22 protein-coding genes are annotated in these 16,844 nt (G+C 42.3%); 15 read left to right on the top strand and 7 right to left on the bottom strand.

The window, feature by feature from the left end:
* Window positions 1-59: 59 nt before the first annotated feature.
* Window positions 60-665, bottom strand: a complete 606-nt coding sequence (locus N745_RS0106075; RefSeq protein ID WP_024851239.1) for a DUF938 domain-containing protein — start codon at window positions 663-665, stop codon at window positions 60-62.
* 173 nt (window positions 666-838) lie between these two features.
* Here N745_RS0106075 and N745_RS0106070 point away from each other — a divergent pair, with 173 nt between their 5' ends.
* From N745_RS0106070 to N745_RS0106030, 9 genes are all read left to right on the top strand, one after another.
* The gene (locus tag N745_RS0106070) at window positions 839-1,267 is read left to right on the top strand and encodes a rhodanese-like domain-containing protein (RefSeq protein WP_024851238.1); all 429 of its coding nucleotides are present in this window, start codon (window positions 839-841) and stop codon (window positions 1,265-1,267) included.
* A 189-nt stretch (window positions 1,268-1,456) separates the two neighbouring features.
* Window positions 1,457-3,058, top strand: a complete 1,602-nt coding sequence (locus tag N745_RS0106065) for an ABC-F family ATPase (RefSeq protein ID WP_024851237.1) — start codon at window positions 1,457-1,459, stop codon at window positions 3,056-3,058.
* Window positions 3,059-3,293: 235 nt separating this feature from the next.
* Complete coding sequence (parA, locus tag N745_RS0106060; protein ID WP_024851236.1) at window positions 3,294-3,926, top strand: ParA family partition ATPase; 633 nt, start codon at window positions 3,294-3,296, stop codon at window positions 3,924-3,926.
* A complete protein-coding gene (locus N745_RS0106055; RefSeq protein WP_024851235.1) occupies window positions 3,923-4,201 on the top strand; it encodes a hypothetical protein in 279 nt (92 codons plus the stop codon). Before parA ends, N745_RS0106055 begins: the two co-directional genes overlap by 4 nt.
* Before the next feature lie 76 nt (window positions 4,202-4,277).
* Complete coding sequence (locus N745_RS0106050) at window positions 4,278-4,760, top strand: YaiI/YqxD family protein (RefSeq protein ID WP_245595665.1); 483 nt, start codon at window positions 4,278-4,280, stop codon at window positions 4,758-4,760.
* Between the two features lie 67 nt (window positions 4,761-4,827).
* Window positions 4,828-5,160 carry a TfoX/Sxy family protein gene (locus N745_RS0106045; RefSeq protein ID WP_024851233.1) on the top strand — a complete coding sequence of 111 codons (333 nt, stop codon included), beginning with the start codon at window positions 4,828-4,830 and terminating at the stop codon, window positions 5,158-5,160.
* 91 nt (window positions 5,161-5,251) lie between these two features.
* Window positions 5,252-5,956, top strand: coding sequence for a DNA alkylation repair protein (locus N745_RS0106040; RefSeq protein WP_024851232.1), 705 nt, complete (start codon window positions 5,252-5,254; stop codon window positions 5,954-5,956).
* 25 nt (window positions 5,957-5,981) lie between these two features.
* Entirely contained in the window at window positions 5,982-6,143 is a 162-nt protein-coding gene (locus N745_RS12645) for a hypothetical protein (protein WP_157833747.1), read from the top strand.
* Window positions 6,144-6,246: 103 nt separating this feature from the next.
* On the top strand, window positions 6,247-7,158 hold the full coding sequence (locus tag N745_RS0106030) for a M23 family metallopeptidase (RefSeq protein ID WP_024851231.1): 912 nt from the start codon (window positions 6,247-6,249) through the stop codon (window positions 7,156-7,158).
* An 80-nt stretch (window positions 7,159-7,238) separates the two neighbouring features.
* On the opposite strand, the gene N745_RS0106025 is transcribed toward N745_RS0106030, so the two are convergent.
* A complete protein-coding gene (locus tag N745_RS0106025) occupies window positions 7,239-8,270 on the bottom strand; it encodes a YeiH family protein (RefSeq protein WP_024851230.1) in 1,032 nt (343 codons plus the stop codon).
* Between the two features lie 111 nt (window positions 8,271-8,381).
* On the opposite strand from N745_RS0106025, the gene N745_RS0106020 reads away from it, so the two are divergent.
* Both N745_RS0106020 and N745_RS0106015 read left to right on the top strand, forming a co-directional pair.
* Entirely contained in the window at window positions 8,382-9,251 is an 870-nt protein-coding gene (locus N745_RS0106020) for a LysR substrate-binding domain-containing protein (RefSeq protein WP_024851229.1), read from the top strand.
* Between the two features lie 54 nt (window positions 9,252-9,305).
* Window positions 9,306-10,169, top strand: a complete 864-nt coding sequence (locus tag N745_RS0106015) for an MOSC domain-containing protein (protein WP_024851228.1) — start codon at window positions 9,306-9,308, stop codon at window positions 10,167-10,169.
* 20 nt (window positions 10,170-10,189) lie between these two features.
* Here the strand turns inward: N745_RS0106015 and N745_RS0106010 are convergent, their stop codons facing one another.
* Both N745_RS0106010 and N745_RS0106005 read right to left on the bottom strand, forming a co-directional pair.
* On the bottom strand, window positions 10,190-10,471 hold the full coding sequence (locus N745_RS0106010; protein ID WP_024851227.1) for a hypothetical protein: 282 nt from the start codon (window positions 10,469-10,471) through the stop codon (window positions 10,190-10,192).
* Window positions 10,472-10,542: 71 nt separating this feature from the next.
* Window positions 10,543-11,316, bottom strand: a complete 774-nt coding sequence (locus N745_RS0106005) for a TIGR01458 family HAD-type hydrolase (protein ID WP_024851226.1) — start codon at window positions 11,314-11,316, stop codon at window positions 10,543-10,545.
* Window positions 11,317-11,534: 218 nt separating this feature from the next.
* Here N745_RS0106005 and N745_RS0106000 point away from each other — a divergent pair, with 218 nt between their 5' ends.
* On the top strand, window positions 11,535-11,840 hold the full coding sequence (locus N745_RS0106000) for a hypothetical protein (protein WP_024851225.1): 306 nt from the start codon (window positions 11,535-11,537) through the stop codon (window positions 11,838-11,840).
* Between the two features lie 42 nt (window positions 11,841-11,882).
* On the top strand, window positions 11,883-12,206 hold the full coding sequence (locus N745_RS0105995; protein WP_024851224.1) for a DUF4156 domain-containing protein: 324 nt from the start codon (window positions 11,883-11,885) through the stop codon (window positions 12,204-12,206).
* 65 nt (window positions 12,207-12,271) lie between these two features.
* On the opposite strand, the gene N745_RS0105990 is transcribed toward N745_RS0105995, so the two are convergent.
* The 3 genes from N745_RS0105990 to N745_RS11765 form a co-directional block, all read right to left on the bottom strand.
* Window positions 12,272-12,772, bottom strand: coding sequence for a protein-tyrosine phosphatase family protein (locus tag N745_RS0105990; RefSeq protein ID WP_024851223.1), 501 nt, complete (start codon window positions 12,770-12,772; stop codon window positions 12,272-12,274).
* A 38-nt stretch (window positions 12,773-12,810) separates the two neighbouring features.
* Entirely contained in the window at window positions 12,811-14,022 is a 1,212-nt protein-coding gene (locus tag N745_RS0105985; protein WP_084657319.1) for a GNAT family N-acetyltransferase, read from the bottom strand.
* A gap of 144 nt (window positions 14,023-14,166) precedes the next feature.
* Window positions 14,167-14,619 carry a hypothetical protein gene (locus N745_RS11765; protein ID WP_024851221.1) on the bottom strand — a complete coding sequence of 151 codons (453 nt, stop codon included), beginning with the start codon at window positions 14,617-14,619 and terminating at the stop codon, window positions 14,167-14,169.
* Window positions 14,620-14,827: 208 nt separating this feature from the next.
* Between N745_RS11765 and N745_RS0105970 the strand changes: the two genes are divergently transcribed.
* Both N745_RS0105970 and glk read left to right on the top strand, forming a co-directional pair.
* Window positions 14,828-15,550: a TIGR01621 family pseudouridine synthase gene (locus N745_RS0105970; protein ID WP_038070637.1), complete on the top strand. Its 723-nt coding sequence runs from the start codon at window positions 14,828-14,830 to the stop codon at window positions 15,548-15,550.
* A gap of 279 nt (window positions 15,551-15,829) precedes the next feature.
* Window positions 15,830-16,819, top strand: a complete 990-nt coding sequence (glk, locus tag N745_RS0105965; RefSeq protein ID WP_024851219.1) for a glucokinase — start codon at window positions 15,830-15,832, stop codon at window positions 16,817-16,819.
* Window positions 16,820-16,844 lie beyond the last annotated feature (25 nt).

Below are 16,844 nucleotides of genomic sequence, written 5' to 3'. Positions count from 1 at the left end.
TTAGCTTAATAAAAAGCCCGCATTTGCGGGCTTTTTTGTGTCTTGAATTTAATTTAAAACTATTTCGTCCAAACTAAAATTCGGTTGTTTTGTGGCATTTCAATATCTTCTAACAAGGTTAGACCAGCCATTTCTGCCAGTTGGTTGCACCATTCAAAGTCTTTAATACAACTTGCCGGGTTGCGTTGTTTTAACCAACCGTCAAATCGAGCATTGCTCTCACTAGTATATTGACCATTGTAATTAAATGGCCCGTAAATCATCACAACGCCGTTTTGGTTAAGGACATTATTCACGTTACTAAAAAAGTCTTGTACGTTTTGTTTTGCCATGATGTGAAAGCTGTTGGCACTGTATATAGCGTCATAACTTGTGGTTGGCCAGTTATTTTCTGAGACATTCAAGAGCAGAGGTGGCAGCACGTTGTTCAAGTTTGCGTCGCTAATCCATTGTTTGATGCCATTGTGTGACTCAATTAAATCTGATGTTTGCCAGCTTAGGTGCGGCATTTGTTCGGCAAAGTGAACCGCATGCTGTCCTGTGCCACTTCCTATTTCCAAAACCGATGATCGATCGTTTAAAAAGCTTTGAATCGCTTGAAGGATGACGTGTTTATTTTCTTCGCTAGACTGAGCAAAAGGTTTTGTTGTTTCATGTCTTAACATGGCGTTTGACTGTCTTTGTTTTGGTTTGATGAAAGTTAAGTTTACGATGACTTAGTTTAGCTGGTTTTGAGTATGTTATGAAATTCAATCTTTGTTGCAGTGATGGTTTAAGAGGTAAAATAGTAAAGATGAAGATTTAAAAAACATAAGCCAAAGTATTAAGGAGAAAGCAATTGAAAGGTTTGATGGACTATATTGAAGAAGCCAAGCAAGTGATTAATGAAGTGTCTCAAGAAGAAGGACGTGCTTTGGTTGAAAATGGCATTAAAGTGATTGATGTTCGTGAGCCGGGAGAATATCTTTCTGGGGCGATAGAAGGCGCTCTCAATGTACCAAGAGGTGTATTGGAACCCGCGGCAGATATGGATTATGCAGGTGCTAACCCTGCATTACGTGACCACAGAGATGATGCTTGGTTAGTCGTTTGTAAATCTGGTGGGCGCGCGGCACTTGCAACTAAGATTATGAACGAAATGGGCTTTACTAATGTCACCAATTTGGTAGGTGGTATGGATGGTTGGCAAGAAGCTGGTTACCCTATGACGATTCCGTCGGATGAAAATATGACTGTTGTGCTAAAAGAGCCTTGTCGCATTGATTAAAGCGGTAAAGAAATAAGACTGTTTCAAGCTGAACCCACCCGATGCGTTTTGTCCGGTGGGTTTTTTATTGATTAAGTCTAACTTTATTGTCACTAGCTTAGTATTCTCCCCATATTTATTCTGATTTGTGTCAGAATATCGCCTTTCATTTTTGTATTTATCTGAACGTAATTAAATAAGGATTTTAAGTTGTTATCGACCGCAAACATCACTATGCAGTTTGGTGAAAAACCACTTTTTGAAGACATTTCAGTCAAGTTTGGCGATGGTAATCGCTATGGTTTGATTGGAGCGAATGGTTGCGGGAAATCGACCTTAATGAAAATATTGGGTGGCGATTTAGATCCAACCGCGGGTACGGTAAGCCTTGATCCGAATGAACGTTTAGGTAAGTTGAAACAAGATCAGTTCGCTTATGAAACATTCAGCGTGGTAGACACGGTGATTATGGGACAAACTGAACTGTGGGAAGTGAAGCGAGAGCGTGATCGTATTTACAGCTTGCCAGAAATGTCTGAAGAAGATGGTATGAAGGTCGCTGACCTTGAGGTTCAATTTGCTGAAATGGATGGTTATACTGCGGAATCTCGTGCCGGTGAATTATTGCTAGGCGTGGGGATTCCTGTTGAGCAACACTTTGGCCCTATGAGTGAAGTAGCACCAGGTTGGAAGCTACGTGTATTGCTAGCACAGGCATTGTTTGCTGACCCAGATATCTTGTTGTTAGACGAGCCAACGAACAACTTGGATATTGATACCATTCGTTGGCTAGAAAAGGTGTTGAATGAGCGTAAAAGCACCATGATTATTATTTCTCATGATAGACACTTTTTAAACAGTGTTTGTACACACATGGCGGATCTGGATTATGGCGAGCTGCGTGTTTACCCAGGTAACTATGATGAGTATATGGTGGCTGCGACTCAAGCTCGTGATCGTTTATTGTCTGATAATGCTAAAAAACAAGCTCAAATCAACGAACTTAAAACATTCGTTAGTCGCTTTTCTGCCAACGCTTCCAAAGCCAAACAGGCAACTTCTCGCGCTAAGCTGATTGATAAAATCCAACTGGAAGACGTTAAGCCTTCTAGCCGTGTGAATCCGTTTATTCGTTTTGAACAGGATAAAAAGCTGTTCCGCCTAGCGCTGGAAATTGAAAAACTCAGCAAGACCTATCATGACGAAGACGGTGATAACGAAGTGATTAAAGACTTCAGCATGATGCTTGAAGTTGAAGAGCGCCTTGCGGTTATCGGGGGCAACGGTATAGGGAAAACCACTTTCCTTAAATGTTTGGTTGGCGATACCGAATTAACGTCAGGTACAGTGAAATGGTCAGACAATGTTAAAATCGGTTATTACGCACAGGATCACGCATCAGACTTTGAAGAAGATATGAGCCTGATTGATTGGATGAGTCAATGGAAACAAGAAGGTGATGATGAACAAGCCATTCGCGGTGTTTTAGGTCGCTTGTTGTTCTCACAAAAAGATATTGATAAGTCTGTCAAAGTGCTTTCTGGTGGAGAGCAGGGCAGAATGCTGTTTGGTAAGCTAATGCTGCAAAAACCTAATGTACTGATTATGGATGAACCAACCAATCACTTGGATATGGAATCCATTGAATCGTTGAATATTGCGCTTGAAGAGTATCCAGGTACGGTGATCTTTGTCTCGCATGACCGTGAGTTTGTATCTTCTATTGCCACTCGTATTTTGGTGATGTCTGAAAACGGCATTCAAGATTACCGTGGTAACTATGAGTCTTATGTTGAAACGCTTGATTCTTGATAATAAGACTACTGTTTTAAACTTTATTATGAAAGCCCGCGCAAGCGGGTTTTTTTTTTGTTGGGTCAAAGGTTTAACCCATTCACAAAGCCTATGAGAGAACGCTTCTCTATAGGATAAAACACTGATAGTCATTCACTCGTAAAAATATAATAGGTTGTAATCATTAGCCTTGCGAATTCGGCACTTGTGCCGAAGAGCAATCTTAAATAACAACCTAAACCGAGAGCTCTGAATGCCCGCACGTATTTTTTCAATCGCCAACCAGAAGGGCGGAACTGGCAAAACCACCTTAAGTATGAATTTTGCCGCAGGCTTAGCCAAACGAGGGCGAGCACTGGTTATCGATGCCGATCCTCAAGGCTCAGCGGGGCAATGGTGTGGTTTGGCACCAGAAGACAGATTGTTTCCAGTATCGGTTATTCGAGTGGGCGGGAATTTATCAACGGAAGTAAAACGTTTTAGTCTGGATTACGATTTTATTGTGATCGATTGCCCGCCGACTTTGGAAACAGGCGTGATGCAATTGGCAATGAAAGCGTCAGATGTCATTTTGATTCCGGTATTACCATCGCCTGTCGACCTATGGGCCAGTATTCGCTTGGTTGAAGCAATTGAACAGTCAAAGATGCAAAACCGAAAGTTGAAACCTTATATTGTGGTCAATCAACTCGAACCTAGAAGTGCATTATCGAGTGCGATGAAAGAAGCTTTGGCAGAATTTGATATTCCAGCATTGCAGGCAGGGATTCGACGTCGTGCAATCTACCGTAATGCTGCTGTAGATGGAGCAAGTGTTTATTGTGTTGGAAAGCGTGGCGAAGCCGCAGCGCAAGAAATTGATGAAGTAATTGAGGAGGTGCTATGAGCAACCAAACGGGATCAAAGTTGACGGATAGTTTGCGTCGTGCAAAAAACGCTCAGTCTAGTGATGCGACTGATGAATCAAAAACAACTAATGAAGCAAGTGGTTCAAGCACTACTCAAGCAACAAAAGCGACTGCAACAAGAACGAAGACAACCACGAGAAAAACTGCAACAACTCGTTCGGCACCTAAAAAAACCGTTGCCCCTAAAGTAGCTGTTGAAAAATCAGAAGAAACAGTAAAAAGAATGCCTTCTAGCCGTGTTTGGCCAGATTAATAGCAATCGAAAAGTTTCGAGATAAAAGCCACCTATACGGTGGCTTTTTTGTTTTTTGAGCATACAATGAGCCTAAATGTTAACTACAAACTCAATATTAAAATTTGATATGAAAAAAATCTGGGTAGATGCCGACGCTTGTCCGGTTGTGATAAAAGAAATTTTATTTAAGGCAGCACAACGCACAGAAACACAAACAACGCTGGTCGCTAATCATGCTATGCGTCTTCCGCCTTCACAGTGGGTGGACTTTCGACAAGTCACTCAAGGGTTTGATGTCGCGGATAACTGGATAGTGCAAGAGTGCCAGCCAGGTGATTTAGTTGTCACACAGGATATTCCGCTTGCTTCGGAAGTCATTGCTAAAGGCGCTTTAGCCCTTAATCCGCGTGGCCAACTTTACACAGAAAGTAATATTAAAGCACGCCTCAATATGCGCGACTTTATGGAAACCTTGCGTTCAAGTGGTATTCAAACCGGTGGGCCGGATACTTTTAACCAGAAAGACCGCCAAGCGTTTGCTAACCAGCTTGATAAATGGCTAGCAAAGAATAAATAGTTTCAAAAATCTACCAGGCTGGGGTCGGGTGATATTTTGTTTACGATAGTATTTGTGAGGTTGTGTTATGGCTAAACGTGATGACTTTGTTGACCATATCGTCGATAGCCTGCAATTCTTTTGCCCTGCAATAGCAAAGCCCATGTTTGGTGGCTACGGTATTTATTGCGGCGATTTGATGTTTGCAATTATCATCAAAGGCGACTTGTACGTTAAAGTCGATGATGAAACCCGTTCGCTATTTGAAGAAAAAGGATTGGAGAAATTTTCTTACCTCCGCCAGGGTAAGACCTGCCACTTATCCTACTATACGGTTCCCGAAGAAGTGATTGATGACCTCGACACCTTGTGTTATTGGGCAGGGTTGGGTTATGAGGCGGCACTTAGGGCGAACAAATAGGCTTGTTATGTTGTTCAAAGTTGATAAATATTGTGAAGAAACCTCTTTTGAAGTCAAGGTTTGAATTTTGAGTAGGATACAGCTGCAAAATATGAGCGCCAAAGAAATTATTAACCAGCTTGAAGCACTTGGTGATCCTGACATTGCCGAGCATTCGCAGCGCTTTTTCAAAACGGGAAAAGGGCAGTATGGCGAAGGGGATGTGTTTATCGGTATTCGTGTGCCGGTATTGCGTAAGCAGGTGAAGCAATTCTTGTCTGTTGATTTGAAAGACGTCACACAGCTTTTAGAGTCGCCCATTCATGAAGTCCGTTTGTTTGCGTTATTGTTGTTGGCGGAACGTTATAAAAAAGCGGGTGCAACGGAACAAGAAGCTATTTTTAACCTCTACAAAGCGCATACCTTGCGGGTGAATAATTGGGATTTGGTCGATAGTTCTGCACCTTATATCGTGGGCGCTTATCTTCAGCAAAAAGACAAAAGTTTATTGTATGAGTGGGTTGTCTCTTCAAGCCTATGGGAAAGGCGCATTGCCATCGTTGCGACGTTTCATTTTATTCGCAATAATCAATTTGACGACACACTAAAACTCTCTGAAATGCTTCTGCAAGATAAAGAAGACCTGATGCATAAAGCGGTGGGTTGGATGCTCAGAGAAGTGGGGAAACGTGACGAATCCACACTTAAAACCTTCTTGAAACAGCACTATCAGGTGATGCCGAGAACCATGCTGCGTTATGCTATTGAAAAATTTCCGGAAACCGAGCGAAAAAGTTACCTGCAAGGTTTGATTTAACTCGAAATTGATAGGGAGCGCTTTCATGATGTTATTAATTTTGGCAACCATTGTGTCCATGATTTTGCTTTATTTTATTGCAGAGAAAAGAGGCGCTGATACGTTGTTTTGGGTTGTTATGGGACTTTTTTTTCGGGCCTTTGGCAATTCCCTTTGTGTTCTTTTCAAAACCAAAACTTGGTTCTAAAACCTAAAAGTATCTATAGGATTACTGCTAAAGATTGTTGTAATATATAAGAATATCATTTCTAAGCTGTGCAGCTCAAAAAAGCACAGGCAGGGGTTATATCATGGATGTTGTTGTTCCCTATATATTTGCTCTATATCCTTTGCTGTTGGCGGCAGCTGCAATTTTTTGCATGTATAAAGCAAACAGCCACTATTGGGAAAATTGGATTTCTTTTTTACTGGCAACGAGTAGTGTCATTCTCTTTGTTTATCTGACCAGTCCTTGGGTGTTCATTAGCTATTATTTGCGTTACCTGATACTTGTGGCGTTTGCAGTGGTTGTTGTCTATTCGTATTTTAAAATGATACTTGGTATTTCTAAAGTTGAAGAAGATGACAGAACGACTAAGGCAGTTTCTGTGGTTTCCGTAGTCGTTTTTCTGGTGTTCATTGCGCTGAATACCTTTGCGATTATGTCTCGGTATCCTTCTGATAACAGTGTGAACGTGGCTTTTCCATTTAAGTCGGGGAGTTATTATGTGCTTCAAAGCGGAAATAATTTTGTGACCAATCCTTTCCATGCAATGGAAGATAGCAATCAAGCAACGGATATTGTTAAGTTAAACGCTTTTGGTAATAGAGCGTTAGGCATCAGTCCTAGTCAGTTAGACTCTTATGCGATTTTTGGTGACGTGATTTACAGTCCATGTGATGGTGAAGTTCTGTTAACGCGTGATGACTTGCCTGATAACTTACCAGGGGATACAGACACTGTACAGCCAAAAGGTAATTATGTACTCATGAAATGTAACAACACAGAATTGCTTTTGGTACATTTAAAGCAAGACAGTGTTAAGGTCAACATTGGAGAAATGGTAGACACTGGACAAGCTTTGGCCGAAGTTGGAAATTCCGGTAATACGATTGAACCACATTTACATATAAGCGCAATGCAAGACAATAAACCTGTTGAATTGGTTTTTGATGCTCAGGCTGTAAGCATCAATACGATTATAAAAGTTTCAGATAAGTAGTTAGTTAAGTTAATCAATCAATAAGGTGATAGAGGATAACCTATCACCTCAGTTAGCTTTGTCATGGTATTCGTGGTTACTTAGATGGCTAAAACCTTCACTAGAAAATAACCACCAATCAATAGAATGAAAAACAAGATACCCGCCAAAATAAAAGCGCTTGAACCAACCTGTTTCATTTTACTTACTTGCGTTTCCATACCCAGTGCCACCATTGCCATGGTTAACAGAAAGGTATCTAATTCATGGATGGATGACACCATCTCGTGTGGCAATAGATTTAGCGAGTTAAATGCCGCTACCGCCAAGAATCCGACGGCAAACCAAGGAATGGATGACACCAACGAAGAGCCGCCAGTCTGGCTTGTTGATTTTTTGCGAGACATTAACCAACCGACCACCAAGATGGCTGGCACGATCATCAAAACGCGTGTCATTTTCTCGATAACGGCATAGTCTTGCGCATCGCTCGGTAAAATGCTGGATGCACCGACCACCTGAGCCACTTCATGAATCGTGCTACCGAAATACAACCCTTTAGCTTCATCGCCCAATTGGAATAGGTGCAAACCATCCAATACTGGATACAAAAACATCGACAGAGTTCCAAATACCACAACCGTTGCAACTGCAACTGCGGTTTGATGGCCTTGTGCTTTGGTAACAGGCTCCATCGCCAATACAGCAGCCGCACCACAAATACCGCTGCCCGCAGAAGTCAGTAATGCGGTTTCAGGTTCCATTTTCAGGATTTTAGTCCCGATAAAATAACCGACAGTCAAAATCGTCGTCACCACTGTTGTCGCCAATAAAATACCTTGCCAGCCGATAGAAGCGATTTCTTGCAAGGTAATGGCAAAACCATAGAGTACAATCGCCAAGCGCAGGATTTTGCGTGCCGAGAAATGAATCCCCGCATGCCACTCCTGTGGAATGTGTTGGTGTAACGTATTGCCGTAGATGGCACCGAGTAGAATGCCGACAATCAACGGACTTAAGCCCAAATGCGTGATGAATCCGGTTTGGGCAATGGTGTGGGCTGCAATCGCAAACAATGCGACCAGTAAAATGCCGTTTAAGACATGTCCCCTTTGGGCTGCAATAGCTAACATAATGACCTCTCTTGATAGATAGATTGACGGGGGATTGATTTCAACTGTCATTTTAGAAAAGTCTATATATAATTAAATCTTATTAATTTATATTTACTATCGGAAATTCTGATGATTAAGGCCAGCTATCTACTTACCTTTGCCAAAGTTGCCGAGTTGAAAAACATATCACTGGCAGCAGAAGCGCTACACCGCTCCCAACCTGCGGTTTCTGGGCAACTGAAGTCCTTGCAAGAATCATTTACTCATCCCTTATACGAACGAAAAGGGATGGGCATCGAGTTAACCGAGTTGGGGAAATCGCTATTGCCCTATGCACAACGGCAAGCCAAATTGTTGATTGATGCCGAGACCTTTCGGCTACAAATGGAATACGATCAAGTGGTGACGCTTAAGGTCGGCGCTTCAACCACGATTGCTAACTATGCTTTACCTACGCTCATCGCGAGGTTTCACAAAGCCTACCCGATGATTAAAGTCGATGTATTGGTGGGTAACACACAAAAGATTCTCAATAACTTGACCTCGCTTGATGCAGCTTTTGTAGAAGGGCGTGTGCATGGCATCAAAAACACCGGCTACTTTCCAACGGCCTGGAAGCAGGATGAGCTGATTTTGATTATGCCTGAAAGGCATCCATTGGCAGAGATTGAAGAAATTACCTTAGCGTCGGTTTATGAATATCCATTGATTATGCGCGAGCAAGGCTCCGGTACACGTGAAATGATTGAGCTGGCATTTAAACAACGCCTTGACCTTGAAATAGAACCCGTGATAGAACTATACAGTACCGAGTCTATCAAAGAAGCGGTTAGGGTGGGTTTAGGCATTGCCTTGGTCTCAAAGCTCGCGGTAGAAACCTTACCCCCCACAATTCGTTGGCGTAGTCTGGCCGAAGATGATCGGATTATCCGCCCCCTATCTATGTTATTACCTGATCTTGGGCACAACACCCATTGGATTCGTGCATTTATTGGCTAATCCCTGCTGTCGTGTCAATTGAAGGTAGGCAATTCATGTTCCAAAAGGAAGGTTATGAAAAAGGTTGGCACTATCAAGGAAATTTGGCGTTACCCGGTTAAAGGAATGGCGGGCGAAAAGATTAATAGCTGTTTTATGGACGCTTTCGGTTTACGAGGTGACCATCTTTTTGCGGTTCGTGATACCGACAGAAAAGAAATACAAAGCTGTAAGTTCAGGCCGAACTTACTTCAATGTATAGCCAGCTATACAAACGCTAACGACGCATTAAGCGATAAAAGCTTCACGATCCGCTTTCCAGATGGAACAGCATTAGCGTCAGATTCCGAAGAGATGAACGATAAAATCTCAGCATTACTGGGGCATGCATCCACACTAGAGTCGCTGAGACCTGCTAATGAAACGGAGTTCTACAAGCGATATAAAAAAGACGACTATACTTGGTTGGATGAATTGAAAGCTACCTTTGTGCGAGAGCCGGGTGAACCCTTGCCAGACTTTACCGATCTGCCACAAGACTTTATAGATTATGTCACGCAACTGGGTACTTTTTTTCTTGTTTCACCCTTTCACATCATTACAACCGCATCAATAGCACACCTTAAAAATCTTCAGCCTAATGCGGATTGGGATATAAGACGCTTTCGTCCCAATATTGTGATTGAACCCGTAGACGGTGAACTTGGTTTGCAGGAGCAAGATTGGATTGGCAAACAACTGAAGGTAGGGGGTATCAGTATTGATTGCTCGTCACCAGCACCGCGTTGTGGTGCTGTGACACGTCAGCAGCAAGGGCTTGATGCCGACAAATCAATGCTGCGTACCATCATCAAAGAGGCAGACCAAAACCTCGGTATTTATGGTGATATCAGCCATGGCGGTAACATACAGGTTGGAGATGACGTCTATTTGGCTTAATCGGTTAAGCCAATGTAATTTTATCGAGCACTACGCCAGATATTTGAAACCGCCTTGTCGCTACCCAATGCACCAACGACGATGCAGACAAAGCCAATAGCGGCAAAAATCAAGGTGGGCAACAGTGCCGCCATTTGATCGACGCGAATACCAAAGTACAAAGACACGCCCCCCAAAATCAAAAACAAGAATCCCATAATCAATAGGATTTTTCGATGAGATGGCTGGAAGTGTTCAGGCTCTTCTCCTTTTTCAAATAGGTTTAGGAGTGGGGCGAATATTTTGGTAAAAAAGGATTTCATGAAAAAGGTACTCTAAGTTGATATTTGAAATTTATTATAACGAAACTAAATAAGGTAAAAGTGATTCGATATCACTTTAAACCTTGAATAGAGTAAATAACGTAAGCTTTTTGGGGTAATAGGTTTAAATCCACTTCTTTAAATTTCCCCGTCTTAACCAAGCAGGCTTTTAACCCCGCATCAATCGCACCTTTAACATCACCAATCACATCATCACCAATCATTAGGCATTCTTCTGGCTGAAAGCCGGTGGAAGCGACCACTTCGTGAAAAAAGTGGTGGTCAGGTTTGCCCATGATAATGGCTTCGGTGCCGCTCGCCCATTCCAATGCATGAATAAACACGCCTGCATCGAGTTTTAATCCGTCGTGACTCATAAAGTATTTGTTTTTGCCTATGCCGATAAGTGGGCAGCCGTCTTCTATCAAGCGAAAGGCTTGGTTGAGGTTGTTGTAGTTGAGTTCGTCTTGCGCATCGCCAAGCAGTACGCAATTGGGTTGGTCTGATTGCAGTTCCGAAAACTCGGGCATGAGGTTAGGGTGCAGAATACAGTAGGGTTTGAGCTGGTGTGAAACAATATAGTTTTTCGCGGCTTGGGGCGCGGTAAACAGCTCGGATTCTTCTAAGCTAAAGCCCATGTCTAAAAGCTCTTGCAGAATCATGTGGTGCGATTTAGTGGCGGTATTGGTGACAAAACGCAGTACATAGCCTTGGCCACGCAACCATTGTACGGTTTGCACGGCACCTTCTATCAGCCGATGCCCTTCGTAAAGCACGCCACTTAGGTCAAGAAAGATGGCTTTTACGTTTTCTAGAATGTTGATGTGTTCTTGATGGTGTGACATGGCATATAACTTAAATTAATTGTCATCTGTTAATGATAGGCTATGCATAAACCAATGCACAATGGGTGATGTATTAAAAATGCCTATTGAACCGAAAGCGGTTTTGAGACAAACTTAGGTCATGTCCTTTTTCAGGGCATAGAGGTAAGACGCGTCTCGACTTTCCTTTCGGGTGTCGAGTTCTTAGCTTCGTAAAGATAGAAGACGGAGGCGTCGGCATGAGTGAAGTGTTAAATATCAAATATCGCTTGAAGGCTAAGCAGTTGTTGGATGCGTTTGACCAGAATTTGAAACGCCTGAAAGAAGAGGGTGTGGATGAGAGTGGTAATGAGTCGGAAGCGGGGACGATAGATTTATTGTCCGAGTGGCTGGAAGAGGCGATTGAAAATGGTGTGGAGATTGAAGATTTGCAGCAAAGGGCAAGTGCCTTAGCGCAGTTTGCTTTTGAACGCGGTTATAATCAGCACGAAGTGGAAGAGCTTTTGACGATGCGGCCAAACCCTAATGGTAAACGTCCTGAATAGATTTTAAATGTAGGTCTCAGTTATAAATTTTGGAGAATGTGTATGAAGAATAAATTGTTGTTTTCTGTCGCTATTGCGACAGCGATGTCGCTTTCTGCGTGTACTTGGGTAAAGCCGACAGCAGGTGGTGAGAATGTGGTTCTGGTCAAGGACTACAATGTGAAAGATTGTAAAAAGCTTGGTTCAACCACGACCAATGTGGCTGATAAGATCGGTATTATCAAACGTGATCCTGAAACCATTCAGAAGGAGTTAGCGACGTTGGCGAAGAATACTGCTGCGAAAATGGGGGGAGACTCTATTGTGGCGACTAGCCCATTGCAGGATGGAACCATGACTTTCGCAATCTATAAGTGTAAGCCATAGTTTAGGTTTGTGCTTTTGATAGCAGCCCAGCCTGGCAGATTTTAAAATCTACCAGGCTGGGTATCTTAATTTTCAGTTGTCGGTTTGTAAGCTCTTACAAAATCGAGTTGCAAATCATTTACCGGCACAGCACAGCCCCTTGCTTCAGACGCCATATCTCTGGCGGTTTCAACATCCAATCCAAACTCTACCATTAGGGTAATTGCAACGATACTGCTACGCCCACGACCACCATGACAATGTACCGCCAAGCTATGGCCTTGTTCCATCTCTTGTTTAAGGCGTTGGTTTAAGGTTTGTAAATCTGCCAGGCTGGGGGTTTCGAGGTCTTTGATTTGAAAGTTTTCAAAGGCTATATCAAAGTTGTCGCAAACATCAGGTTCGGCAGCCATTTCAAGCACTTCGATTTCTGGCGCACAAAGCAGGCTAACGACCTTGGTGACACCGTTTTCTTTATAGAAGGTAATATCGGCTTCAAGGCTTTCATTTCGTGGCTTGGGCATCATAAACAGCTTGCCTTTGCCTAGTTCGCAAATAGGGTAGAGTTCTGGTTGTTCGATTTGCATGGTTTTCCTCTGCTCAATTCAGATAAATTATTTGGGTATTATGATAGGTTCTTTACAGGGACTTTATAAGGACTCATATCTTCACATTCATCCATATAGCCGTTGACGGCTGCCTTTTCTTGTTCGATAAAATGATCGATACCTTCTTCAAACGGATTAACCCTTAGCCAGTGTGTTGAATGTATGGGTACGGGGATAAACCCGCGTGCGATTTTGTGTTCGCCCCCTGCACCTGGCTCAAAGATTTTAATGCCTTGTTGTATGGCGTATTCAATGCCTTGATAAAAACAGGTTTCAAAGTGTAGGTGTTTCACGTCTTTAATCGCGCCCCAGTGACGACCGTAAAGTGTGTCTTCAGAGCGAAACATGAGTGCGCCTGCAATACATTGATCGTCAAGGTCAGCCAACACCAGTACGATGCTGTCAGGTAGCTTTTGTGCGACTTCGATAAAGAAGTCTTTATTGAGCGTGGGGGTGCTCCATTTCTCGATAAAGGTTTTGTCGTAGAAGTAGCTGAAATTTGCCCAGTCCGTTTTTGTTGCGGTGTGGCCATCTAATATTCGGAAGGTAATGCCTGACTCTTTTAGTGCGCGACGCTCTTGCTTGATGTTTTTTCGTTTTTTGCTCGTGAGTTTTGCTAAGAAATCATCAAAAGTTTCATAGTCTTGATTGAACCAATGAAATTGAGTGTCGTGACGGAAAAGCAGGTTGTTTTCTTCTGGTAAAGATTCCAGCCAGCTTTGTTGCTTAGCATCGGCAAACAAAATATGTGCGCCGCTCAGTTGGTATTCATTGCACAGAGATTTTATGGCATTGAGCAATAGCATTTGTTGTTGTGCGTTATCAATATGTGGGTGATTTTCTGTGGTTAAAAAGCGCGGGCCTCTTGCTGGTGTGTACGGCATAGCACTAACCAGTTTTGGGTAATAATCCAATCCCACTTGTTTCCAGGCACTTTCCCAAGCTTGGTCAAAAACAAACTCGCCATAGTTGTTGTACTTTTCGTACAGAGGCAAAGCGGCAATGAGTTGGTCTTGATGAAAAACACCAATATGACAAGGAATCCAACCGTATTTTTCACCGACACACTCATGGGTTTCTAGGGCATTAAGGTATTCGTGGAGAATGAACGGGTATTGATTCGGCGCCAGAGCATTCCATTGATCGGCAGGGATTTGATCAATAGTCGAAAAGGATTTGATTTCAATCTGCGATAGCAGTTGTTGAGTAAGTGATTCGGTTGCGTTCATAGGCCATACAGTTGTGAATGAATTCTATTGTATGCAGTAAGGCGTATGCTTGTCACGCGAGAAGTGAGGAAAAGTAAAAATATCCAGTCTGGCAGATTTTCGTTTTAAAGCAGGGGAGAAAAAATCTACCAGGCTGGGGTAAGCTTAATGTTTTGTTGTATTGTTATTTGGTGTATTCATTAAGTTTTTAAACGGTATTGAAGGTGTCTTCAAAGGTGTTTTACCATTCTTGAATTGATAACCAACATCCTTTGGCAGATCAAAATCCAAATGCTTCATTTGTTTTTTGTTTAGGTTATTGACGAAGTTTTGCAAAGCTTGAATGACTTGGCTGTTCATTTCGTTATTGCTTTGATCCAAAATAATGTCATGCAACTGATTTACCCATTTCATTTGTGTGTTGTGCACCTTGTCTGCGTGCTCGCGTAGGCGGTGTGACGCAATCGCATCTTTATAGCTACTGGAGAGGGATTTGATGTCATCAATAATAGTTTCGGCAATGTGAAGTGTTTGCTCGGAAGTGTTTTCCAATCGCCCATCGATGTACTCTAAACAAGAATGAACTTTTTCATCGGTTGTCATAAGCTTTTGTTTCATTATCTGATCCCCTTATTTCCTGTGTGACGTCATGTCTTTATTGGTTTATTCATTGCGATAGTCAAAAAAATGACGGTTTTAGGGTTTGAAAGCCCTTTTTGCATTAGGTATTCCAAAAACTGTGCCAAAGTGAAAATGACCATAAATTGACGCTTGGCAAAAGCCGAATTCGATAGAATAGAACTCCCCAACGATTAGAAGTGAAACCATGCCCCATAAGAAGAATGAACCCTATGTGCAAATCATTTATCAAAACGAACATTTTGTCTTGGTAGATAAACCCGCAGGTATGAATTTCCACAGCGAAGATGAAGCGGGGCTGGCAGTCGTGGTCAAACAACAATTGCAGGCAGGTGACAACAAAGATCTAGAGCTTTACCCTGTACATCGGTTGGATAAGATGACGTCGGGTTTAGTGCTGTTTGCTCTTACCAAAGAAGCCGCAAAAGCCTTTCAGAAGATGTTTGAAAACCGTGGTTTGGATAAGTTTTATTTGGCTATCTCAACCGAAAAACCAAAAAAGAAACAAGGGTGGGTGAAAGGCGATATGCAACCAGCCAGACGCGGCAGTTGGAAGTTGGTGACCACGCAAGAGAATCCAGCGGTTACAAGATTCATCAGTGTAAGCATTGGTGCAAACCAACGTTTGTTTTTGGTCAAGCCGCTTACCGGAAAGACGCATCAGATACGTGTAGCATTAAAGAGTTTGGGAGCGCCTATCGCTGGAGATGAACGTTATCAGAAGCTTGAGCAAGCCAAGCTAGAAGATAGGGGGTACTTGCATGCCTTTGCTTTACGTTTTACACTTTTGGGTGAAGACTATGCTTTCAGTTTGTTACCTTCTATCGGAGAACGATTTGTTTCAGGCACTTGCATTGAACAAATGAAACTTTGGCGAGAACCTTGGATGATTTTAGAATCAAAAAGCTAATTACGCCGTGATACATGTAATATTTACAGCAAAAAGTGAAAAAAGTTTTCTGACAGATAAGTAAATTATAGTATTCTTGTTTTCAGTGGGGTTATTCAAATAAAACAATAACCATGACTCGTATAAGAAATTCGACAGACCTTCATGGTGTCGTCTTTTTACTTTCATGCAGTCGTCATAATTGCCCCCATATGCCTTGCTAGAATTTTTACTGGGTATAGCGCACTCTACAAAACACTCCTTTATATCTGCAAAGTGTTAAAAATTGAGGTAGGACTTATGGGCAAGTTGCTTGCTGTCGATGTTGGTGCAACCAAGGTTTTAGTGTCTGCATTTGATGCCGAAACGGATGATACGCTCGCGGAAAAACGTTATCTCAGCTCAGACTTTATTTCCCTTTCTAAACTCATTCTAACGTTTCAAGACGAATTCTCTTTACCCCATTTTGATGCAGCTTGTTTAGGTTTGGCTGGCCCTGTTTCTGCAAGGCAAGTACACCTGACGAACCTACCTTGGATAGTTGATGCCGATGCATTGGCTCAAGACTGTTATATTGATCATGTTGAAATAATGAATGACTTTACGGCAGCGGCACTGGGCATTAATGAACTGTCTGAAGAAGATATTTTATGTTTGCAAACAGGTGACTATGATGCCGAGGGGAATCGCTTGATTGTTGGTGCGGGAACTGGTCTCGGTATTGCGCCAATTAAAAACTGTGATGGTGAGTTTATTCCTCAAGGATCAGAGGGCGGGCACATGGATTTTGCACCCACAGATGACATCCAGTTGAAGTTATTAAATTGGTTGCATAAAAAATGGACGCATGTGTCATATGAGCGTATTCTATCTGGTGAAGGGATTGAGATTCTTTATTCCTTTTTCAACGCTGAAAACCATGGTCATAGTCACCATAATCTCACCCCCATTTGTTCTGCTGAACAAGTACATCAGTTTGCAATGGATGGAGAGCCTATAGCACAAAAAACACTTAATACCTTTGTCGAAGTTTATGGCGCTTATATTGGTAATGTCTCATTATTGTGGCAAGCCAAGGCAGGTGTTTATATTGCCGGCGGCATAGGGCCTAAAATAAGAGACTGGATGCAGCAATCTCGTTTTATAGAAAGCATGGCCGCAAAAGGTCGTATGTCGAATTTGATTAGAGAAATCCCCGTTTATCTGGTAGTAAATGATCAAATCGGCCTCTTAGGAATGAAGTATTTGGCCAAAAAAAGATACACCATGCTTAATCAAAAAAATATATAGATAGAACAAGACAGACAGAGAAGAG

It is taken from the genome of Hydrogenovibrio kuenenii DSM 12350 (assembly GCF_000526715.1).
Lineage (GTDB): Bacteria > Pseudomonadota > Gammaproteobacteria > Thiomicrospirales > Thiomicrospiraceae > Hydrogenovibrio > Hydrogenovibrio kuenenii.
Note: the sequence above shows the minus strand (reverse complement) of the source record. Positions and strands in the feature narration are given on the sequence as shown.